Source organism: Arthrobacter sp. HS15c (assembly GCF_040812005.1).
GTDB lineage: Bacteria > Actinomycetota > Actinomycetes > Actinomycetales > Micrococcaceae > Arthrobacter.
Genome location: NZ_JBFOHM010000009.1, coordinates 254,663 through 276,049, shown reverse-complemented (window position 1 = coordinate 276,049; position 21,387 = coordinate 254,663). Strand labels below are relative to the sequence as shown.

Annotated in this window: 16 protein-coding genes; 14 read left to right on the top strand and 2 right to left on the bottom strand. The window is 64.8% G+C overall.

The window, feature by feature from the left end; all coding sequences use genetic code 11:
* Positions 1-79: 79 nt before the first annotated feature.
* Genes ABV518_RS16725 through ABV518_RS16710 form a run of 4 tightly spaced genes read left to right on the top strand, consistent with a single transcriptional unit; the run spans position 80 to position 5,124 of the window.
* Positions 80-1,393, top strand: coding sequence for an alanine racemase (locus tag ABV518_RS16725; protein WP_367768915.1), 1,314 nt, complete (start codon positions 80-82; stop codon positions 1,391-1,393).
* Positions 1,394-1,401: 8 nt separating this feature from the next.
* Complete coding sequence (locus ABV518_RS16720) at positions 1,402-3,084, top strand: amidohydrolase family protein (protein ID WP_367768912.1); 1,683 nt, start codon at positions 1,402-1,404, stop codon at positions 3,082-3,084.
* Positions 3,074-3,709 carry a bifunctional 4-hydroxy-2-oxoglutarate aldolase/2-dehydro-3-deoxy-phosphogluconate aldolase gene (locus ABV518_RS16715; protein WP_367768909.1) on the top strand — a complete coding sequence of 212 codons (636 nt, stop codon included), beginning with the start codon at positions 3,074-3,076 and terminating at the stop codon, positions 3,707-3,709. Before ABV518_RS16720 ends, ABV518_RS16715 begins: the two co-directional genes overlap by 11 nt.
* Before the next feature lie 23 nt (positions 3,710-3,732).
* Positions 3,733-5,124, top strand: a complete 1,392-nt coding sequence (locus ABV518_RS16710; RefSeq protein WP_367768906.1) for a GntP family permease — start codon at positions 3,733-3,735, stop codon at positions 5,122-5,124.
* Positions 5,125-5,243: 119 nt separating this feature from the next.
* Here ABV518_RS16710 and ABV518_RS16705 read toward each other — a convergent pair whose 3' ends face one another.
* Positions 5,244-7,094 (bottom strand): helix-turn-helix domain-containing protein, encoded by a 1,851-nt coding sequence (locus ABV518_RS16705; RefSeq protein ID WP_367769013.1) that lies wholly within the window; start codon positions 7,092-7,094, stop codon positions 5,244-5,246.
* A 143-nt stretch (positions 7,095-7,237) separates the two neighbouring features.
* On the opposite strand from ABV518_RS16705, the gene ABV518_RS16700 reads away from it, so the two are divergent.
* From ABV518_RS16700 to ABV518_RS16665, 8 genes are all read left to right on the top strand, one after another.
* Complete coding sequence (locus ABV518_RS16700; RefSeq protein ID WP_367768903.1) at positions 7,238-7,702, top strand: phage tail protein; 465 nt, start codon at positions 7,238-7,240, stop codon at positions 7,700-7,702.
* Positions 7,703-7,846: 144 nt separating this feature from the next.
* A complete protein-coding gene (locus tag ABV518_RS16695; protein ID WP_367768900.1) occupies positions 7,847-8,869 on the top strand; it encodes a LacI family DNA-binding transcriptional regulator in 1,023 nt (340 codons plus the stop codon).
* Between the two features lie 97 nt (positions 8,870-8,966).
* On the top strand, positions 8,967-10,205 hold the full coding sequence (locus ABV518_RS16690; RefSeq protein ID WP_367768897.1) for an extracellular solute-binding protein: 1,239 nt from the start codon (positions 8,967-8,969) through the stop codon (positions 10,203-10,205).
* A 10-nt stretch (positions 10,206-10,215) separates the two neighbouring features.
* Entirely contained in the window at positions 10,216-11,220 is a 1,005-nt protein-coding gene (locus ABV518_RS16685) for a carbohydrate ABC transporter permease (RefSeq protein ID WP_367768895.1), read from the top strand.
* A 7-nt stretch (positions 11,221-11,227) separates the two neighbouring features.
* On the top strand, positions 11,228-12,082 hold the full coding sequence (locus ABV518_RS16680; protein ID WP_367768892.1) for a carbohydrate ABC transporter permease: 855 nt from the start codon (positions 11,228-11,230) through the stop codon (positions 12,080-12,082).
* A 26-nt stretch (positions 12,083-12,108) separates the two neighbouring features.
* The gene (locus ABV518_RS16675) at positions 12,109-12,882 is read left to right on the top strand and encodes a ThuA domain-containing protein (protein WP_367768889.1); all 774 of its coding nucleotides are present in this window, start codon (positions 12,109-12,111) and stop codon (positions 12,880-12,882) included.
* Positions 12,879-14,045, top strand: a complete 1,167-nt coding sequence (locus tag ABV518_RS16670) for a Gfo/Idh/MocA family protein (RefSeq protein ID WP_367768886.1) — start codon at positions 12,879-12,881, stop codon at positions 14,043-14,045. Before ABV518_RS16675 ends, ABV518_RS16670 begins: the two co-directional genes overlap by 4 nt.
* Positions 14,046-14,077: 32 nt before the next feature.
* Positions 14,078-15,133 (top strand): DNA polymerase IV, encoded by a 1,056-nt coding sequence (locus tag ABV518_RS16665; RefSeq protein WP_367769010.1) that lies wholly within the window; start codon positions 14,078-14,080, stop codon positions 15,131-15,133.
* A gap of 155 nt (positions 15,134-15,288) precedes the next feature.
* Here the strand turns inward: ABV518_RS16665 and ABV518_RS16660 are convergent, their stop codons facing one another.
* Positions 15,289-16,503, bottom strand: a complete 1,215-nt coding sequence (locus ABV518_RS16660) for a cation:proton antiporter (protein WP_367768883.1) — start codon at positions 16,501-16,503, stop codon at positions 15,289-15,291.
* 253 nt (positions 16,504-16,756) lie between these two features.
* Here ABV518_RS16660 and ABV518_RS16655 point away from each other — a divergent pair, with 253 nt between their 5' ends.
* Both ABV518_RS16655 and ABV518_RS16650 read left to right on the top strand, forming a co-directional pair.
* Entirely contained in the window at positions 16,757-20,068 is a 3,312-nt protein-coding gene (locus ABV518_RS16655) for a DUF5107 domain-containing protein (protein WP_367768880.1), read from the top strand.
* Positions 20,065-21,384 carry a cellulase-like family protein gene (locus tag ABV518_RS16650; RefSeq protein ID WP_367768877.1) on the top strand — a complete coding sequence of 440 codons (1,320 nt, stop codon included), beginning with the start codon at positions 20,065-20,067 and terminating at the stop codon, positions 21,382-21,384. Before ABV518_RS16655 ends, ABV518_RS16650 begins: the two co-directional genes overlap by 4 nt.
* Positions 21,385-21,387: the final 3 nt, after the last annotated feature.

Here is a 21,387-nt window from a genome sequence, read left to right as displayed (position 1 = left end):
GCAACGCTAACGAAAGCCTCACCGAACACCACCCCACAACGCAGCTTCAAAAACGCAGCACCGCGAAGGGAATCAACGCGTGAACACTTCCGAAGCCATTTCGGCAACCGCCGTGGCCGGTCTCGCAGACCGTCGGCTCGATTGGCGGCACAAAGCCATTCCGTCCACCGCCAACGGCACCACCCACGCTGAGTTCGTCGCCGCCAAGCACACGCTGGCCGACCTCCAGACGCCGCTGCTGACCCTCGACGCCGACGCCCTGCGTTCGAACGCCGATCGCCTGGCCGCCTGGTGCAAAGAACATGGCGTGCTGCTGGCGCCGCACGGCAAAACCACCATGTCGCCGCAGCTCTGGTCCGAGCAGCTCCATCGCGGGGCATGGGGCATCACGCTGGCCAATTTCGCGCAACTCCGCGTGGCCCGCGGGTTCGGTGTCCGGAACCTGCAGCTGGCCAACAGCCTCACCGATCCGCACGCCATCGAATGGGTCGCCGGCACCGCCACCGACGACGCGCCGATTCTCTCGTGGGTGGACTCGGTGGGAACCGTGGACGTCATCAACCGGACCTTGGCCGGTAGCGATGCCGTGCTGGATGTCCTGGTGGAGCTCGGTGCGAAGGGTGGCAGGACCGGTGCCCGCGGCGTCGAGGCCGCCATGGACGTGGCCCGCGCGATCTCCGCTTCGCCGAACCTGAGTCTGGTCGGCGTCAGCGGATACGAAGGGTCGCTTGCGCACACAGCGGACGACGCCGGACTGGCCGCCGTCCGCGGCTACCTCGCCCAGATGCGGCTGCTTCACGAGCAGCTGCTCGCCGACCGCCTCTACGGCACAGACTCCGTGATCCTCACTGCGGGCGGCAGTGCGTACTTCGACGACGTCGTCTCGGTCCTGTCGCCGTGCATCAGCGATGGCACGGCAACAGGCTCAAAGAGCGTGGACCTGATGATCCGCAGCGGTGCCTACATCATCCACGACGACGGCTTCTACCGAGGAATCTCGCCGTTTTCCCGGGACGGCGGCAGCCCCTTCAAAGCCGGGATGCACGGCTGGGCCCGGGTTGTCTCGCAGCCGGAACCAGGCCTGGCCATCCTCGACGCCGGCAAGCGGGACCTTCCGTTCGATGAAGGCCTGCCGGAGCCCCAGCTCATCGGCGCAGAACTCGGCGGTCCCATGGAACCCCTGGTTGGAGCCAAAATCACTTCGGTCAACGATCAGCACTGCTTTATGACCTTCGACGCCGGCACCACCACCGTGCGCCCCGGCGACGTCGTCCGGCTGGGCTTGTCCCACCCATGCACAGCCTTCGACAAATGGACCGTCATCCCGGTGCTGGCGGACAGCGGCCCAGATGGCGACCGGACCGTCGTCGACCTCATCCATACCTTCTTCTAGGACAACCCATGAAGACACTCATCAGTAACGCCACCCTGGTGGACGGAACCGGAGCGGACCGCCGCCCCGCGGACGTCCTGCTGGACGGCACGGTGATTGCCGCCGTCGCCGGCGCCGGAACCCTCACCGCAGCGGAAACCGGCGCGGACCGAACGATCGACGCCACCGGCCTGGTCCTGTGCCCCGGCTTCATAGACATGCACGCGCACTCGGATCTCCAGCTGCTGGTCAACAGGGACCACTACGCCAAGCTGAGCCAGGGCGTCACCACCGAGCTGCTGGGCCAGGACGGACTGTCCTATGCGCCCGTGGACGAGGCCACGCTCGCCGGCGTGCGGGAGAAGATCGCCGGTTGGAACGACAACCCGGCGGACTTCGACTGGAACTGGCGGACCGTGGGGGAGTACCTCGACCGCCTCGACGCCGAAGTCGCCGATGAAGACGGCAACACAGGCCGCATCGCCACCAACGCCGCGTACCTCGTCCCGCAGGGAACCGTCCGCGCCATGGTGATGGGCTTCGCCGAAGGGGACCCGACGCCCGGGCAACAGCAACAGATGCAGGACGTCATCCGCGCGGCAATGGAGGAAGGCGCCGTCGGAATGTCCTCGGGCCTCACCTACACCCCGGGCATGTACGCGCAGACCGAGGAACTCGCCGGTCTCTGCCGGACCGTGGGCGAACTGGGTGGCTTCTACGCACCGCACCACCGCTCCTACGGCAAGGGCGCGCTGGGTGCCTACGCCGAGATGATCGGGCTGAGCCGGGACACCGGCTGCGCACTGCATCTCTCCCACGCCACCATGAATTTCGCCGAGAACAAGGGCCGCGCCGGCGAACTGCTGGACCTGATCGACGAAGCACTGGGCCACGGCGTGGACATCACGCTCGACACCTACCCGTACCTCCCCGGAGCCACCACGCTCTCGGCGATCCTCCCCAGCTGGGCATCATCGGGCGGAACCGAAGCCACGCTCGCCCGTCTCGCCGCTCCCGAAACCCGGGCGAAGATCCGTGAAAGCGTGGAGATCTACGGCTCCGACGGTTGCCACGGCGTGGTTGCCGAGTGGGACACCCTGGAAATCAGCGGGGTGCAGAACCCGGCCCTAGCAGGCTACGTGGGGAAGTCCATCAAGGACATCGCTGCAGAATCAAACCGGGAACCGTTCGAGGTCTTCGCGCAGATCCTCACGGACGACCGCCTCGGCACCGGCATCCTCCAGCACGTCGGCCACGAGGAAAACGTCCGGGCCATCATGCAGCACCGCACTCACACCGGCGGCAGCGACGGGCTCCTGGTCGGCGCCAAGCCGCACCCGCGGGCCTGGGGCACGTTCCCGCGCTACCTCGGCCATTACTCCCGGGACCTCGGTCTGCTCAGCCTCGAAGAGACCGTCCACCACCTCAGTGGCCGCCCCGCCGCACGACTCAAGCTCCACCACAGGGGACTGGTACGCGAAGGCTACGCGGCCGACGTCGTACTTTTCGATCCGGAAACCATCCGCGACGAAGCCACCTTTGAGAAACCGCGGCAAGCCGCCAGCGGCATCCATTACGTCTTCGTCAACGGCACGGCGGCGATCGACGGCGGCAAACCCACCGGCGCCCGCGCCGGCCGCGCCCTCCGTCGCAGCAGCGACGGACTCACCCGAGAAGACAGCGTCACTAGAGAAGGACAGCATGACTCCTGAACAATTCGTCCGGCAGCTTGAAGCCGACCGCACCCTGGCCGTTGTCCGGGCTCCGTCCATCACGGACGCCGCGGATCTCTGCCGGGCACTGGCCGACGGCGGCATCCACAGCGTCGAACTGACCTTCACCACCCCGGATGTGCTCAAGCACGTCAGGCGCGCGGCGGAGACTGTAGCCGAGCACGGTGCCGCCGTCGGGATCGGAACGGTGATGACGGCGGACCAGGCACGGGCAGCGATCGACGCCGGCGCGCAGTTCCTAGTGACGCCGGGCCTGCGGCCGGAGGTTGCCGCCGTCGCCGTAGCCGCCGGCATCCCGTTCAGCCTCGGCGCCATGACGCCCACCGAGGTGGCCCAGGCCCTGGATCTGGGGTCCGCCGCCGTCAAGATTTTTCCCGCCCGGCAGCTCGGCCCGGTGTATCTGAAGGACCTGCAGGGCCCGTACCCGGGCATCCGGCTGCTGCCTTCAGGAGGCATTGACGCCTCCAACGCCAAGAGCTACCTCGACGCCGGTGCTGCTGCAGTTTGCTGCGGCACCAGCGTGGTCCCGCCGGCAGCTGTGGCTGCCGGCGACTGGGCAGACATCGCGGCACGTGCCACCGCCTTCACCGGCACCCTCAAGTAGGACTTACCCAGAAAGAAACGTCCATGAATGAATTTCTTGAATGGCTGCGGCACGACACCGCCGGCCTGCTCCTCCTGGCAGGCGCGGGCATCGCCCTCCTGCTTTTCCTGATCATCAAAGTCAAGCTCGAGCCGTTCATCGCCCTGGTGGGAACCGGCGTGATCGTGGCGCTGGTGGGTGGGATCTCAGTGGAGGCCCTGGTCGGCTCAGCCACCAAGAGCAGCGACGCCCTCATTGAGAAGGGCTTCGCCGGCATCCTGGGCCACATCACGGTCATCATCGGCCTCGGCACAGTACTGGGCGCCATCCTGGAACGGTCCGGCGGTGCGGAGGTGCTGCTCGGACGGCTCGTGAAGATCTTCGGCGAAAAGGGCACCCCGCTCGCCATGGGCATCACCGGCTTCGTGCTGGGCATCCCGGTGTTCTTCGACATCGGCATCTTCGTCCTGGCCCCGCTGGTCTACGTCGCGGCCATCCGCGGCGGCAAATCCCTCGCACTGTACGCCCTGCCGCTGCTGGCAGGCCTCTCCGTCACCCACGCCTTCCTGCCGCCGCACCCCGGACCTGTTGCCGCCGCCGGCCTGTTCCACGTGGACCTCGGCTGGATCATCCTGATGGGCCTCATCTGCGGCATCCCGGCCTGGTTCGCCTCCGGCATCCTGTGGGGCACGTGGATCGGCAAGCGCGTTATGGTCAATGTTCCGGAGGACCGGATTGTTCCCGAATCCGAGGAAGCCAAGGGCCACGAACCGTCCATTGGCCTCGTTTTGCTGGCCATCGGCCTGCCCATGATCCTCATCCTCGGCGGCACGTTCGGCAATATTTTCGCCCCCGCCGGCCCGTTCCGTGATGTCCTGACGTTCTTCGGCAACCCGGCGATCGCACTGACGATGGCTGTGCTGCTGGCCATGTGGCTGCTGGGCATCCGCCGCGGCATGACGCCGGACGAACTCAGCGAAATCACCGGCTCCTCCCTGCGTCCGGTGGGCATGATCCTGCTGGTGGTGGGCGCAGGCGCTTTCTTCGGCGCGGTCCTTTCCGCCACCGGCGTTGGCAAGGCTGTGGCGGATTCACTGGCCCAGGCCGGCCTGCCGATCATCCTGTCCGCCTTCGTCATCAGTGCGGGAATGCGCATCGCCCAGGGCTCGGCGACCGTGGCGATCGTGACTACCGGCGGCATCCTGGCACCCAGCCTGGCCTCCGGGTTCTCCCAGCCGCAGCTTGCCCTGATCGTGGTGGCCATTTCCTCCGGTTCCATCATCGCCAGCCACGTCAACGATGGCGGCTTCTGGATCATTTCCAAGTACTTCAACATGTCCGTCAAGGACACCCTGAAGACGTGGACGGTCCTGGAAACCGTGCTCTCGGTTGTGGGCTTCGGAATGGCGGCGCTGCTGTACCAGTTCGTGAAGTAACTTTCATTGGCTGACGCGAAAAGGGTGCACCCCGGGGAGGTGCACCCTTTCGCTATGCCGTTCTTCAGGTGGCGGCAGGCTTTGGGGGAGTGCCTTCGGTTGGTTCCGCCCAGTGGGAATCAGGCGTCGATATTGCTCTGACTGTGCCTGGTTTCGATGACGTCGTGGACTTCGAGGGCCGTCGAGATGCGTGTGAGGTCGGCAACGCGTGAAAGGTCCAGTGCGAGAAGAGCCTCGATCTGTCGGCGGGCTTCGACGACCGTGTCTTCCTGGATATGCAGCTGCTCAGCGGTCTTGCCCGCGCTGAGGTTATTGCGAATGAGCGCTGACAAGGTCGGCAGAAGCGAAGCACCTTGAGCCGGGTCGTTGCCTCGCAACGGGCCAAGCACGTCGTCCGCATAGTGGTTCAGGGCGGACACATCCGGGAGCTGAAGCAGGAGCCCCGTCAAGCCCAGGTCGCTCAACACAATGGTCCCGGGGGGATTCAGGCGAAGGGCTGCCAGCTCAACAGCTCCGCGGGCAGTTGCAAAAGCTGCCGGATAGTCGGCGATGTTTGTGACCGGTCCCGTCATGGCAACGTACGCGGGATCCGTGCTTTGGCCGTGTCCTGAAGGGATCTGCCTGACTTTGTCGGCGATGCCACGCATTTGGTCGATCCGCCTGGTTGGCACCATCGGCCAGAGAGCAACAACGAACCCACCGTATGGTCCAAGCAGCGGCCTTGGTGAAATTTGCCATGCCATTTGTGCGAACTTGGCGGTAAGCCAGTGCGGCAGGGTACGTTCGTTCCGGGGGTCAAACTGGACTGCGATGACTGCGTGGGGCAGTGACAGGTCGTGGCCGAGCCGTGCGGCTTCGGCCAGGAGCGCTGTGGCTTCGTGCCCTCTGCCCGACAGGAGCGCGGAGAGAATCTCGCCAGTGTCCCGCCACTCTGTCTGGGTTGCTGTCCGGGTCCGGAGGAGTTCCAAAGCCAGTGGCGCCGCGGCCCTTTCCAGCGCCTGGCGGTCCAGCGGTCTGAGCTCGGAGATTGTCCCGCTCGTCCAGATCCACGCGATGACCTTGTCCTTGATCATTACCGGGACGCGGACAAAGGTCCGGGTCCCTGTTGTATCCGGAAGGTTCACCTCGGCCAGCAACCCGGCACTGCCCGCGGACATGACATCGGGCAGGGGGAGGTCAGCGGCGTTTGCGAGGAGGGCAGCCGGGAGCGATGCGCCATCACCTTCGGTGTTGTAGAGGATGGTCCCGTTGGTCTCGCACACCGCGACGGGACGATCCAGGATCTCTGTCAGGGCTCCGCCAAGGGCCCTGACTCCGCCTCCTTCGAGCGTCAGGGCTGTCAACCGATCGTGGATCGCTTCGGCTTGCCTTTGCAGTTCATACTGCGCCTCAAGCGACTCGTTCAGGCCGTTGAGGACCGCGATCCGCTCTGCCTGTTGGGAGCGCAGGCGGCTGGTGGTGATAGCTAAGGCGGCTTGGTCTGCCAACATCAAAAGGCGCGATTCTTCTTCCTTGGTGAAGTGGTGAGTCGAGCGGGTGTAGCAGTTGAGGGTTCCGAGTGTTTCATCGGCGGAGTTCAAAGGCACGGCGATCATGGAGTTAAAACCTTGGTCTTTTGCCGCGGCTCTCCAAACGAGCATCGCCGGGTGGCTTCCAAAGTCCTCGATCTGTACGGGAACGCCCATGGTGAATGCCTGGATCGACGGGGTGGGCGTATGAACGCCATGAAGCCGGATCGGATGTGTTGCGTTTATTTCCCGGATGTAGTCGGCTGAGAGGCCGTAGGAGCCTTCGATCATCAGGACTTGCGATGCCGCATCCGGCATGGTGATCGCGCAGAAGTCATAGGACATCAATTTGCCGGCGGTCCTGGCGATCAGGTCCAACAGCTCGCCCAGCGAAACGCCGCGGTTGACTGCCGCACCGACATCGGCCAGCGCCTTCAGCCATCCTTGAAGGTGCTCGGCCATACGGTCAGGGCCCATTTTCACACTTAGAGTTTTTCACGGATTCCCTGAACGAGCGAGAGACTTTTCACCCACCGAATGGCGTCCAAACTCCGTCGCATGGCCTCACGTTATCGTTGGACCAACACACCTGATCAGGAGGACGTATGCCGTACGTTGTTGACTTCAAGGACGTTTCCACTGTCGGCCTGGAACCGTCGCCGGTCGCCGAGGCGCTTGCCGGGTTGCGCGCCAACGAGGGCCGCTACTACCGCAACAAGTACGACCACGTCTTCACCGTTAGCCCAGCAAGCGAGGCTCCGGACGTGGTCGACCGGGTGAACCGCATCCTCAAAGAGGAGCGCGAGATTGTCATCGGCTCCCGCCCGCTCGAGGCAACCGCCTTTGAAGTCGACGGCTTGCGGATGGACTATGTGTTCTTCGAGTCGGGGCTGTCGGTCAACGTTATGTACAGCATCGAAAACGGCGGGAAGCGGGCGGTCGGATTCAAGCTGGCAGAAGGCATGGAGATTCCAGAGGAACTGGCGTCCCGTTTCAAGTTCGCCCGCCAGAAATCAAAGTTGGCAGGCGTGATCCGCGGCTCCTACTTCGTGATCAAGGGCGAGTACTGACCGGCCTTCTCAGCACCTATTAATGCGATAACTCGGCCTTGTGGCCCCTGGTGACCTATGTCATACTGTTTCTCGATGCGCATCGACGATGCGTATCGATGATTCGCAGAAACCACCCAGCAGAGGGTACAAGGAGGCCAAGCAATGCCCACCAGCAAGGACGTTGCCCAGGCCGCCGGTGTTGCCCAAAGCACGGTTTCCTATGTCCTGAGTGGCAAGCGGCCGATTTCTGAAAAGACCCGGAAGAAGGTCGAGGACGCTATCGAGCACCTGACCTATCAGCCCAACGCCGGGGCTCGCGCGCTGGCCAGCCGCAGGACCCGTGTCATCGGGCTGGTCATTCCGTTCATACCCGAGCTTCACATGGCCTCGATCATGGAATTCGTTTCCGTGATCGCCAATACCGCCCGCCGCTACGACCACGACATCCTGCTGGTCACCGAGGACGAGGGGGCAGCTGGCCTGCGGCGCGTGGTCGGCCAGCAGATCTGCGACGGACTGATCCTCATGCAGGTGGAGGGCGACGACGAGCGGCTCCCCGTGGTCCGGAGCCTCAAGGTCCCGGTGGTCCTGATCGGCATCCCGCACGATCCTTCCGGCCTTGTCTGCATTGATGCCGACTTTGAAATGGCCGGAAAACAGTGTGTCCAGGACCTCGCCGCAGCAGGGCATGACGTGATCTGCGTGCTCGATTGGCAGCGCGAGGTAGTGGACCGGCACGTTAACTACGTGGAACGCTTTATGTCCGGTACCGACCAGGCCGCGGAGAGCATGGGCGTCAAGATGCTTCACCTGCCGGGCGGCACGGACCGCGACGTCATTGCCGATTCCGTGGACAAGGCCTTGGCTGAAACCACCGGAACGCCGGCGTTCATTGCCCCTGACGGCACCGTTCAGGACGTTCTGCGGCGGGTACTTTCCAGCCGCGGCCTGACTCCGGGCAAAGACGTGTCGGTGATTGGGAGCGCCTCTCCCACGCTTGCCGAGCTCCAGCCCATTCCGCTTTCCACCATCGACCTCCGCCCGGCAGAAGTCTCGCGCCGCGCGGTAAAGATTATTTGCGACCTCCTCGAAGCCGACCCGCAGGGACCAACCGAATCCCTGGAGTTGGTGCCCACGGTCATCACGCACCGTTCCAGCACGCTCCGCCCACCCCGCGGCAGCTGAATCCCCCAGCGCCCCTGATCCACACCCGATTCCAGTCATCGATCCGCATCGTCGATACGCATCGACAAAATCGATTCCCACAACAAAGGAACAGACAATGAAGTCAGCACACAGGACCGCGCGTCCGCTCTCCCTGGCCGTTGCCGCCCTCGTCGGCATGCCGCTGTTCATCTCAGGCTGCGGAGCGGCCGGCAATTCGGCTTCCTCCACTGAGCCCGTCAAAGAGATCTCGGTGGTTGACTACTACAACAACGAGCCGGACAAGTCCTTCATCGGCGACGCCCTCACCGCATGCGGCACCAAAGCGGGCGTCACCATCAAGCGCGAGACTGTTCCGGGCAAATCGCTGATCTCCAAGGTGCTCCAGCAGTCCTCCTCCAAAACGCTGCCAGACGTACTCATGCTGGACAACCCCGACCTGCAGCAGATTGCTGCCACGGGGGCACTGGCCCCGTTGGCCGATTTCAAAATCAGCACCGACGACTTTGCTCCCGGCGTGCTCAGCGCCGGCACCTACAAGGACAAGGTCTACGGACTGGCACCCACCGTCAACACCATCGCCCTGTTCTACAACAAGGACATCCTGGCTAAAGCCGGTGTCACGCCGCCGACCACCTGGGATGAGCTGAAGTCAGCAGCCGCCAAGCTCACGTCCGGGGACCAGTACGGACTGGCTTTCAACGCCAACCCCACCTACGAGGGGACGTGGCAGTTCCTCCCGGTCATGTGGTCAAACGGCGGTGACGAAAAGAAGATTGACACCAAAGAGACCGAACAGGCCCTGCAGCTGTGGACGGATTTGGTCAAGAACGGTTCAGTCTCGTCCTCCGCCCTGAACTGGACCCAGGCCGACGTGAAGGACCAGTTCATGGCCGGCAAGGCAGCCATGATGGTCAACGGCCCGTGGCAGATTCCTTCCCTGGACAAGCAGCCGGCCCTTCAGTACGGCGTAGTGAAGATCCCGGTCCGTGAAGCCGGCCAGACGTCCGTGGCCCCGCTCGGTGGGGAAGTCTGGACCGTCCCGCAGACCGGGAACAAGGCCCGCCAGGCCAAGGCGGCCGAAGTGGTTGCCTGCCTGAACAGCGACGAAAACCAGCTGGCGATGGCCAAGGTCCGCAACACCATTCCGTCCAAGAGCACGCTTGCGGAAACGTTCGCATCCGAGAACCCCAAGCTCGCCACCTTCACAGAACTGATCAAGACCGCCCGTGCACGCACCGGCCAGCTCGGCGAGGAATGGCCTGCCCAGGCCACCAAGATCTACACCGCCATCCAGACGGCGCTGACCGGCAACGCCTCGCCGGCCGACGCACTCAAGCAAGCCCAGGGCCAGTAGGCAGCCAGCCATGTCACTAACAACCGACGTATCGCACACGGCGGCGGGGCCGTCCACCGGAAAGTCCTCCCGGAAGCACGGACGCGCCAACGATTCAGGGACGGAAGCGCAACGTCCGAGGCGGCGCAGCCGCCAACGCCGCGAGCGCATCTTCCAGTGGCTCTTCCTGGTTCCGGCCGTGGTCTACATGGCCCTGTTCTTTGGCTACCCGGTGGTCAAGAACGTCGTGATGAGTTTCCAGGACTACACCACGTCCACGTTCTTCACCGGAGAAGCCCCCTGGGTGGGATTGGCGAACTACACGACTGTATTGTCGTCGTCGTTGTTTTCCACCTCGCTGCTGAACACCGCGCTGTTTACGCTGGGGTCAATCCTGGGCCAGTTCGTGATCGGGCTTGCGCTGGCGATCTTCTTCCAGCGCAGGTTCCCGCTCAACGGAATCCTGCGGTCGCTGCTTCTGCTGCCGTGGCTTCTGCCGCTGATCGTTTCGAGTGCCGTGTGGCGCTGGATCCTGGACAAGGACAGCGGCGCCCTGAACCGCTTCCTCGGTGACCTGGGCATCATCGACACCGGCATCCCGTGGCTGACCAGCACTTCCCTGGCGCTGATTGCCGTGGTGGGGGTGAATATCTGGATTGGCATTCCCTTCAACCTGACCATCCTCTACGGCGGTCTCCAGGAAATCCCGGACGAGCTATATGAGGCAGGGTCCCTGGACGGGGCCACCGGGTGGCGGGCGTTCCGGCATATCACGTGGCCCATGCTGCGGCCGGTGGTCAGCGTGGTGCTGGTGCTCGGCGTCGTCTACACGCTCAAGGTGCTGGACATCATCCTTGGCCTCACCAACGGCGGCCCCGCGAATTCAACCCAGACCATCGCCACCCAGTCCTACGCCCTGTCCTTCAACGAGTTCAAATTCGGCGAAGGCGCGGCCCTGGGCAACGTGCTGGTGATCATTTCCCTGGTATTCGCGGTCCTCTACCTGCGGGCCAGCCGACGCGCAGTGGACGAGTGAGGAAACCATGACAATCCAACTGAAGTCACTCCCAAGCCGAAGCGCCGTGGCCGCCCCCGACCGGAAGAACTGGGCGTACACAGCATTGGCCATCTTCTTCCTGGCCGTCATGCTTTTCCCGGTCTACTGGATGGTCAATGCATCCCTGCAACCCAACGGCGCCACCTTGGAAACCTCGTGGCTGCCGCTGAAGCCCGACTTCACCGGCTACGCCACAGCCATTAACGAGCAGGCCGGCAATCTGGGCACGAGCCTGGTCATCTCACTCGGAAGTGTGGCGTTGAGCCTGGCCATCGCAGCCCCCGCGGCCTATGCCCTGGCGTACTTCAAGGTCCGCGGCGCGGGCGTGGTCCTGTTCGCCATCCTCATCAGCCAGATGATCCCGGGCATCGTTGTGGCCAACGCCCTGTACACCGCGTACAACGATCTTGGCCTGCTCAACTCCATTCCAGGCCTGATCCTTGCGGACTCGGCGCACGGAATCCCGTTCGCCATCCTCATCATCCGGGCGTTTATGAATGGCATGCCGGCCTCCGTCATCGAGGCTGCGCGGGTGGACGGCGCTGGCCACGTCCGGGCGTTCTGGTCCATCGTGCTGCCGCTGAGCCGAAACTCCCTGATCACCGCGGGCTTGTTCACCTTCCTGTTTGCCTGGAGCGACTTCCTGTTCGCACTGACCCTGACCACTACTGAAGCCGTCCGGCCCGTGACGCTGGGCATCTTCCAGTACATCGGCGCCTACGTGAACGACTGGAGTTCAGTGATGGCGACGGCGGTACTCGCCTCCATCCCGGCCATTGTCCTGCTGGTCGCAGCCCAGAAATACATCGCTGCCGGTACCACCGGCGGCGCGGTCAAATAGACCGCCGCACCTACAAGGAGAAAATCATGACTGACAGCAAGCCCATCCGCGTTACCGTCTGGAGCGAGAACCGGCACGAGAAGCGGGACGAACTGGTGGCCCGCCTGTACCCGGAGGGAATGCACGGTGCGGTCAAGGCGGGCATCGAGGAGAACCTGGGCTCCGCCGTCGTGGTCCGGACCGCAACCCTGGACGAGCCGGAACACGGCCTCACGGAGGAAGTCCTCGCCAACACCGACGTCCTGACCTGGTGGGGGCACATGTCCCACTCGGACGTCGACGACGCGATCGTGGAGCGCGTTCACCGCCACGTCCTCGCTGGCATGGGCCTGATCGTGCTGCACTCCGGGCACTGGTCCAAGATCTTCACCAAGCTTATGGGTACGTCCTGCACCCTTCGCTGGCGGTCCGAACAGGACCGCGAACTCGTCTGGACCGTGGACCCCACCCACCCCATCGCCAAAGGGGTGCCGCACCCCATCGAAATCCCTGAGCAGGAGATGTACGGCGAATTCTTCGACATCCCCACACCCGAAGAACTCGTGTTCATCAGCTCATTCAGCGGCGGCGAAGTCTTCCGTTCCGGCTGCACCTTCCGTCGCGGACACGGCAAGATCTTCTTCTTCAGCCCCGGCGACCAGGACTACCCCGTCTACCACCACAAGGACATCCGCCGCGTCATCGCCAACGCAGTGGAATGGGCCGTCACCGACCGGCCGGAACGGGCCGTCCCCGAGCTGCTGCGCTACGAGACCGGTGACTTCTTCAACGGCAAGAGCTACCAGGGAGCCAACGCGTGAGCACCCCCTTCGCCACCATCCCCGACGACGGCACTCCACTGCGCGTCGTCGTCGTCGGCGCCGGCGGCATGGGCCGCGCCTGGCTCAGGACCGTCGAAGAGTCCGCCTCGGTGGAGCTCGCGGGCATCGTCGACCTGGACGTGGACGCTGCCCGGGCGGCTGCCGCAGCGCTGGGGCGTCCCGACCTCCCGGTGGGCGCCGGTACAGCCGCGTTGGCGTCCGACGTCGGCGCCCAGGCAGTCATCAACGTCACCGTCCCAGCCGCTCACCATCCGGTCACCACCGAAGCGCTCGCCGCCGGGCTGCCCGTCCTCGGCGAAAAGCCAGTGGCGTCCACAGTGGCCCAGGGACTGTCGCTCGCGGCCGCCGCAGAACTCCACGGCCAACTGTTCATGGTCAGCCAGTCCCGCCGCTACAACAGGCACCTGTTCGAAGCGAAGCGCCTGTCCTCTTCCCTGGGCAGGGTGGGCATCGTCTCCGCCGAGTTCTTCAAGGCCCCGCACTTCGGCGGTTTCCGGGACGCCATGGACCACCCCCTGCTGCTGGACATGGCAATCCATCAGTTCGACATGGCCCGGTTCCTGCTCGATGCGGATCCCGTCTCCGTCTTCTGTGAGGAGTACAACCCCGCCTGGAGCTGGTACCGCGGGGATGCGGGGTCCACAGCCATCTTCGAGATGACCGGTGGCGAACGCTTCGTGTTCAACGGCAGCTGGTGCAGTCCGGGCCAGGAAACCTCTTGGAACGCTGCATGGCGGATCAGCGGCGAGCACGGAACGGTCCTGTGGGACGGCGACAACGGCCCTCTATCCTCGGTTGCCTCCGACGCGGGCTACAGCGAAGACCCGGGCCAGGAAATCGCGGGGTCGTTGCGGGACTTCGTGGCGGCTGTCCGCACGGGGAGCACGCCGATGGGAAGGGTCCACCAAAACATCATGAGCCTGGCCATGGTGGAAGCTGCCATCCAGAGCGCGGCCACCGGATCCCGTGTGTCCGTGGACGCACTCCTCGAGGACTCCTACCGGCAGGCCATCCTTGCCGAGCACGACCCCGCAGTGCTGGAAGTCCTTAAGTCCTGGACCTCGGTCCGGAATGCCCTCACCGGCGAAAGCGCGCACTCTAACCGGCTGGGCGGAGAACCGGTGCCTGCCATGGATGCATAGGGCAGACTGGTGGCGTGAACGGAATCCGGTGGGTGCTGCACGTCGACCTCGACCAGTTCATCGCGGCGGTCGAAGTGCTCCGGCGGCCCGAGCTTGCGGGCAAGCCGATCATTATCGGCGGCCGGGGCGACCCCACGGAACGGGCCGTGGTGTCCACGGCCTCCTACGAGGCCAGGGCGTTCGGTGTGGGTTCCGGAATGCCCTTGCGCATTGCGGCCCGGAAAGTGCCCGACGCCGTGATCCTGCCGGTCGACCAGGAGGCCTACCTCGCGGCGTCTGACACGGTGATGGCTACCCTGCGCGCGCAGCCCGGCGCCACCGTCCAGGTGTTGGGTTGGGATGAAGCCTTCATAGGCACTGAGACAGGGAACCCGGAAGCCTACGCCCGGCAGGTGCAGGCCGATGTCCTGGAACGGACGCAGCTGCATTGCAGCGTGGGCATCGGCGACACCCTGGTCCGGGCCAAGGTCGCCACCGGGTTCGGCAAGCCGGCCGGCGTCTTCCGTCTCACCGCCGGGAACTGGCTCGAAGTCATGGGCAGCCGGCCCACCAAGGACCTGTGGGGCGTCGGAACCAAAGTCTCCGGCCGGCTGGCCAAACTCGGCATCAACACCGTCGCCGAGCTCGCCGCGTCCGACCCACAGGACCTGGTCCCCGAGTTCGGCCCCAGGATGGGTCCCTGGTACGCGGAGCTCGGACGAGGGGATGGCGCCAGCGTTGTTGACGACACTCCGTGGGTTGCCCGCGGGCATAGCAGGGAGACCACCTTCCAGCGGGACCTGACCGAGCCCGCCCAGGTGGACGACGCCGTGCGGGAACTGGCAGCGCGTGTCCTTGAGGATGTTGTGGCGGAAGGACGGCCCGTGGTCGGGCTGACCCTGAAGGTCCGGTATGCGCCGTTCATCACCAAGACGCACGCGAGGAAGATTCCCGAGACATTCGACCGGAACGAAATCCTGGCGCAGGCCTTGGACCTCGCAGCCGGAATCGAAGCGGGCCGTCCAATCCGGCTCCTGGGCCTGCGGGCCGAAATGGCAATGCCCGACGACGCCCGAAAGGGGCATACGCCGACGCGCGGCGGTTGGTGACGGCGTCGGCGATCTGGATGTGTTCTTCCCGGATGCAGATGATGTCCCCGTGAACGGGCTTCCCAGCAAATCCCAAGGTTCAGCCAGCCATAATGAATCGAAGCTCCGGCCAATGGCTATTTGGCCGGAGCTTCGCCACTCGATCCGCGCATCTTCTAGGGGAGTTCCTGGTGCCGCGCAGGGATCCCCGATGGTTTGCGTTGACGTTGACGTTGACGTTGACGGAGCGCGAGCAGTGGAAAGAGCAGTACCGAGAGCATCCCTGCTCCAACGAGTGCGGAAGCGGTTCCGCTTGAGATGAGCCCCTCGTCCTGGCCAATGGCTGTCACCGCTACGATGATCGGCAATCCGGTTGCCCCAAACAGTATGATGGCCCGTTTGTCGGCGCGTGTGGAGTTGGGAGGCGCGGCGAGCAACGAAGGCAGCCCGCGGATAATGAGCAGGAGCAGCAGGAACAGGGGGATCATTGCCAGAGTGGCCGGGCTTGCGGTAAGCGCGCGCAGGTCGAAGTCCACGCCGGTGTCGATAAAGAAGATCGGCACCAGGAACCCGAACGCGATGGCGTCGATTTTCGTCTCGATGACCGCCCGGTCCTTTTCGGGAGCCCGCGCGATGGCAACTTTCCAGAGGACTCCGGCGGCGAAAGCCCCCAGCAGCATGTCCAGTCCAAGCACCATGCTCAGCACCACGAGCGCGGTGAGAATGAACATGATGGACCGGACGGCGAACTGGCCGCTGGTGTGGAGGGTCCTGGTGACGTGGGAGTGGAGCAGTGTATGCCGTGCGCGCGAGGCGAGATAAATCGCCAGGCCGGTCAGCAGAACAAACCCGAGAAGAACTGCTGTGGCCGGTCCCAACTGCCTGCCACTGAAGAACAGCGAGATCGCGACGAGCGGACCAAACTCCCCAGCCGCACCCAGTGCCGTGACCGCGATACCGACCGGGGACTTTGATTCCCCGGCGTCGCGGAGGATTGGCAGCAGCGCGCCCAGGGCCGTGGAGCACAAGGCCACGCCGATGATCACAGTAGCCTCCGGTGTGGGGGCCAGGAGCAGGCCGGCGCCTATGCCGGCCGCCAGAGAGACGACCCAGCCGGCAGATGCACGGTTGGCGGGCCGGCCTCGGATTACTGCGAAATCAATCTCGTTGCCGGCAACGAAGAAGAGCATGGCCAGCCCGAATTGGGCCAGCGTATCCGTAAACTCGGCGGGTTGGATCCACCCAAGCAGGCTGGGGCCGAGCATGATTCCGAGAACAATTTCGAAGACTACGATCGGCACCTTGACAACGCGATCGAGGAAGCGGGCCGCGAGGGGCGCTGCGATAGCCAGTAGGGCAATCAGCACCAACGACGTGGACAAGCCTTGCATCAGCGGCACCTCCGATACCTCGGTGCTTCCAAGGAAAAGTAATCCAAAGCTACCGCCACTATTGATGATGGCGCCATAACAGCCAACCCCATCTGACCTTTAGCGGTTCATCACTGGTTCCCACTGAGGTGGCAGCAAGACAACACGGCTCCTCCAGTTCCCAGGCAACGTCATGCTGGAGATGCACGATCGTCCATATTTTGGCGCATTTCTGCCATGGGACCCGCCCGCCAATGTTCATAAGCTTGCATCCGTGACGAATACCGATGAACCCAAGAGCAGTATTTCCCTGCCGGACGCGCCGCCGGAGCAGCAGGCCGTCCTGGACGCCGGTGGTGTTGCCTGCTGGAGTGAGCCTGTCTCCATTGACACGTATGCACCGGGCGAGCCTGACCGGTATCCGCTGTTCCTCGACCGAAGGGTCTACCAAGGCTCGAGCGGCAAGGTGTATCCCATGCCGTTCATTGACAGCATCTCCGCCCGTAAGGAACCGCGGCTATGGCAGGCGATCCACCTGGAAAACGAATACGTCCGCCTCATGCTGCTTCCGGAACTCGGGGGCCGCATCCACATCGGATACGACAAAACGGCAGGCTACGACTTCTTCTACCGGAACAACGTGATCAAACCGGGCCTGGTGGGCCTTGCCGGACCCTGGATCTCCGGCGGCGTGGAATTCAACTGGCCGCAGCACCACCGGCCGGCGACCTTCCTGCCCGTGGAAACCTCCATAGAGCACGGCGACGAAGGACAGGTCACAGTGTGGCACAGCGACCTGGATCCGCTGCAGCGGATGCGCGGAACGCACGGCGTGCGGCTCAGGCCCGGGAGTTCCCTGCTTGAGGTCGAGGCGCGGCTGTACAACCGCACCGATGAGCCGCAGACATTCCTCTGGTGGGCGAACGTTGCGGCCCGAACTCATGAGGCGTACCAGTCGTTCTTTCCCACAGACGTGCGCTTTGTTGCGGATCATGCCAGGGGCGCCATCACGTCCTTCCCGCGGGCCGACCGCCCCTACTACGGAGTCGATTACCCGGCGTTGGCCGGGCAGGGCCACGCGAATGCCGACCGCATTGACTTCTACTCCAACATTCCCGTCCCCACGTCCTACATGATCACTGATACCACGGACAGTTTCTTTGGCGGCTACGACCACGACGCCAATGCCGGGTTCGTGCATTGGGCGGACCGGTCCATTTCCCCGGGGAAGAAGCAATGGACCTGGGGGAACGGACCCGTGGGACGCGCCTGGGACGCCCACCTGACCGACACCGATGGTCCCTACGTCGAGTTGATGTCCGGTGTCTTCACCGACAACCAGCCCGACTTCAGCTACCTCGCCCCGGGCGAGACCCGCACGTTCAGCGAGTTCTGGTACCCGATCCGCAACATCGGTCCCGCCCACCAGGCCAACCTGAATGTCGCCGTCGCCCTTCAGCTGGGCGAGGCCGGCCGGACGGTCAGGGTGGGTGTATCCAGCACTGCCAACCGCGAACAGGCAACCATCGTCCTTAAGCTCCGGGGCGCAACCATCGGCTCATGGACCGAACGGATCTCGCCTGCCCACCCTTTCACCGAAGTCGTTGAACTCGCCGTCCCGGCGGACGGGGCTGACCTCACCCTGCAGGTGCTGCACGACGGCGACGAACTGATGGTGTGGTCCCCGCGTCAAACAGCAGACCGCGCCGAGGAGCCCTGGGTAGCCACGGAACCTGGGCTCCCGGCTGACATCAACAGCCAGGACGAGCTCTACGTCACCGCTACCCATCTCATGCAGAACCGGCACCCCACCAGGTCACCCATGCCCTATTTTGAAGAGATGCTCCGCCGGGATCCGCTCGACTCACGCGCCTCGATCGCGCTCGGATCGGCAGAGTACGGCGCCGGTCGCTACGAGCAGGCGCGTGAGCTGCTGGAGAACGCACTTGCCCGGCTGACCCGCCGCAACCTGAACCCGCCCAGCGGTGAGGCGAGCTACCGGCTGGGCCTTCTCCTGGAGCGCACCGGGCAGTTTGAGGCGGCAGAGGAACGCTTCGGCAAGGCAGCCTGGGACAAGGCGTGGGCTCACCCCGCGTACCTGGCGCTGGCACGCCTGGCCCTCAGGTCAGGACAGCATGCCGACGCTCGCCGGCACGCCGAAGCTGCCCTGCGGCAGGACCCGGCCAGCCCCGCCGCGAAGCACCTGCTCGTCCTGGCCCTCGGCAGGCTGGGGCGCCAGGACGAAGCCGCCGCGCTTCTGCGGAGCATCCTCTCTCTTGATCCGCTGGATCCCGTGGCGTTGGCTCTTGACGGTTCGTTGATCGCGGCGGACCCGAAGACCTCACTCACGGTGGCCTGCTGGATTGCCAGCTCCGGCCAGTGGCAGCTCGCGCTGGACCTCACGGAACATTCAGCCGAGTCAGCCCACAAGGTATTCGGCAATCCAGAGCCCCTACGCCACTACCTGCGTGCCAGCTGGCTGGAGGAACTGCTGGAACCTGCGGCTGCGTCCCGGGAAAGGTCCGCAGCGCGGCGCAGCGACCCCACCTATGCGTTCCCCTACGGGCTGGACGACTACGACGCCCTCCGCCGCGTCCTTGAGGCAGACCCCAAGGACAAGGTGGCGCATGGGCTGCTGGGGTGCTGGCTGCTTGGCGCGGGCCGAACCGGGGACGCCCTCGTCCATCTGGAAACCTCCATCGCGCATGGTTCAGAGGATCCCGTGGTGTGGCGGAACGCTGCCATCGCCACGGTCAACACCGGAGGCGATGCTTCGACGGCGGACTCCTACTTCCAGCGTGCCCTCGAGTTCAGCCCGGATGACGCCCGGCTGGTTTTCGAACGCGCCATCCTGGCCGGTCTCCGCGGACTGCCGGTCCAGGAGCGGATGGCTGCGATTGAGCGCCACGACGGCTCCGTCCTGGACCGCGATGACCTGGCGCTGCTCTACGTCAACCTGCTCACCGACGCCGGGCGGCCCGAGGAGGCTGTTCAGATGATGTCCACACGCAACTTCCAGCCCTTCGAAGGCGGCGAAGGACTGGCGCTGGAGGCCTATGACCGGGCGGCCGTCCTCTGCGCGCGCACAGTCATGGAGCAGGACCCGACGGCGGCAGCCGCCTTGTTGCGCGACGGCATTGAAGCTCCCGCAAACCTGGGCGAGGGGCGCCACCCGGCCCACAGCATGGCCGAACGGTTGGTCGCCCTCGGAGATGCCCTCGAACTGGCAGGGGACGCAGCAGGGGCTGCGGAGGCTTGGCACCTGGCGTGCCGGGAAGGGAACGCACTGGCGGTCCACACTCCGCCAGCCGGGCCAGCCGCGTACTGGAAAGGCATCGCCTACACACGCCTCGGCAGGAAGTCGGAAGCTGAACGCATCTGGGGAAGCCTGGAAGCCCGGGCTGATGCCCTGGTGTCCGGTCCTTCAGCTCCGGACTACTTTGCAACGTCCCTGCCTGCGCTGCTGCTTTTCGACACTGATACTGCCGCGGCCCGCATCGAAACGGCGAAGGCCCTGCGCGCACTGGCCGCGCAGGGCCGAGCGTTACAGGGCCGCGCACACCAGAAAGATGAGGCAACCCGGTGACAGAACCAGCGAGATACCTCGGTTCCGGGACCATCGACGCCGACACCGTCTCCCTGACGGGCACGCCGCCGTCGCATCTGCCGGCCCGGCTGACCATCACGCTCTGGGACTTCTCCTGGTATACCCGGGCCGAGAACGGCGGCCCGTATGCCGATCTGGACGCTGCCTGTGCCAAAGCCGCTGAACTGGGTTACAACACGATCCGGATCTGCGCCGCCCCGTTGCTCCTTTTCGGCAACCTCGGCCTGGATGGCCTGTCCACGGACCTGGACATCGAAGGGCTGGGGAAAGCCGCGGACGGCGGTATCTACGGCAGGGGCACCCGCTGGTACAACGCTCCCGGCGGTTACCGGCTCAACCTGCATGAGCGCCTCCTGGAACTCTTCGACTCCGCGGCCCGGCACGGGCTCGTCGTCATCCTGGCCAGCTGGGAATACCAGCAATCGACGGTCTTCGCCGGTTCGCCGCGATGGTTCGACGCCATCGACGCCGTCCCGCTCCATGAGCGGTTCCGGCTCCTGGCAGATTCCTGGGACCGCCTCATCGGAGCGCTCACAGCTGCCGGACACCGTGAACGGATTGCCCTCGTTGAACTGCACAACGAGGTGGACTTTTCCATCCTGCCGGCGCTCGCGGACGGCGGCAGCGAACAACTTCACCGCCTGCGGGGACTCCACCCGGACCTGCTGGTCACGGCCAGCTACGGCAAACCCCCGCACCTGGCCATGCACACCCTTCCGGACGGACTGGGTGCGGCACAGTTCCACGCCTACAGCTACGGCGTGCTTGACGCGCTGCAGAAACGGATCGACATCCGGTCCGAGGGTACCGACGACTTCCCCAACCCGGCACTTCGGGCCCTGCTGCGGCCCGGCGCCCCGTCCGTCGCCGACTACGGGCGCCTGGCGGACTGGAAGTACCGTGCCACCGTGGTGACCGACCAGATGTTCTACGGCTACGACTTGATCGACACGGATGCCTGGGACACCTGGCTCTGCAACGAGTACGGGCCGTACCGCGAAGTCATGCGGCGGGAAATCGACTCGCGCGTCATCGCCATTGCGGCGTGGGCCCGGTGGAAGAATGTCCCGGCAGTCGTGGGCGAAGGGTGGATCGGCTACACCCCGCTCAACGGCACATTCGAGGAAGGCCCGATCGGGCGCGACCTCGCCGAACGCGGCATCCGGACCGCTCTGGACCACGGTGTCTGGGGCATGGTTCTGTGTTCGAACGCAGCTCCCCATCACCCCATGTGGGCCGACGAAGTGTGGCAACGCCGCATGAACAGCCGCATCCTCACTGCCCCCACCAGCTGAAAG

Excerpts from the sequence above, each read along its gene's own strand:
- ABV518_RS16720 (WP_367768912.1), top strand. The coding sequence starts at position 1,402 with ATGAAGACACTCATCAGTAACGCCACCCTGGTGGACGGAACCGGAGCG.
- ABV518_RS16715 (WP_367768909.1), top strand. The coding sequence starts at position 3,074 with ATGACTCCTGAACAATTCGTCCGGCAGCTTGAAGCCGACCGCACCCTG.
- ABV518_RS16710 (WP_367768906.1), top strand. The coding sequence starts at position 3,733 with ATGAATGAATTTCTTGAATGGCTGCGGCACGACACCGCCGGCCTGCTC.
- ABV518_RS16705 (WP_367769013.1), bottom strand. The coding sequence starts at position 7,094 with ATGGCCGAGCACCTTCAAGGATGGCTGAAGGCGCTGGCCGATGTCGGT.
- ABV518_RS16700 (WP_367768903.1), top strand. The coding sequence starts at position 7,238 with ATGCCGTACGTTGTTGACTTCAAGGACGTTTCCACTGTCGGCCTGGAA.
- ABV518_RS16695 (WP_367768900.1), top strand. The coding sequence starts at position 7,847 with ATGCCCACCAGCAAGGACGTTGCCCAGGCCGCCGGTGTTGCCCAAAGC.
- ABV518_RS16690 (WP_367768897.1), top strand. The coding sequence starts at position 8,967 with ATGAAGTCAGCACACAGGACCGCGCGTCCGCTCTCCCTGGCCGTTGCC.
- ABV518_RS16685 (WP_367768895.1), top strand. The coding sequence starts at position 10,216 with ATGTCACTAACAACCGACGTATCGCACACGGCGGCGGGGCCGTCCACC.
- ABV518_RS16680 (WP_367768892.1), top strand. The coding sequence starts at position 11,228 with ATGACAATCCAACTGAAGTCACTCCCAAGCCGAAGCGCCGTGGCCGCC.
- ABV518_RS16675 (WP_367768889.1), top strand. The coding sequence starts at position 12,109 with ATGACTGACAGCAAGCCCATCCGCGTTACCGTCTGGAGCGAGAACCGG.
- ABV518_RS16660 (WP_367768883.1), bottom strand. The coding sequence starts at position 16,503 with ATGCAAGGCTTGTCCACGTCGTTGGTGCTGATTGCCCTACTGGCTATC.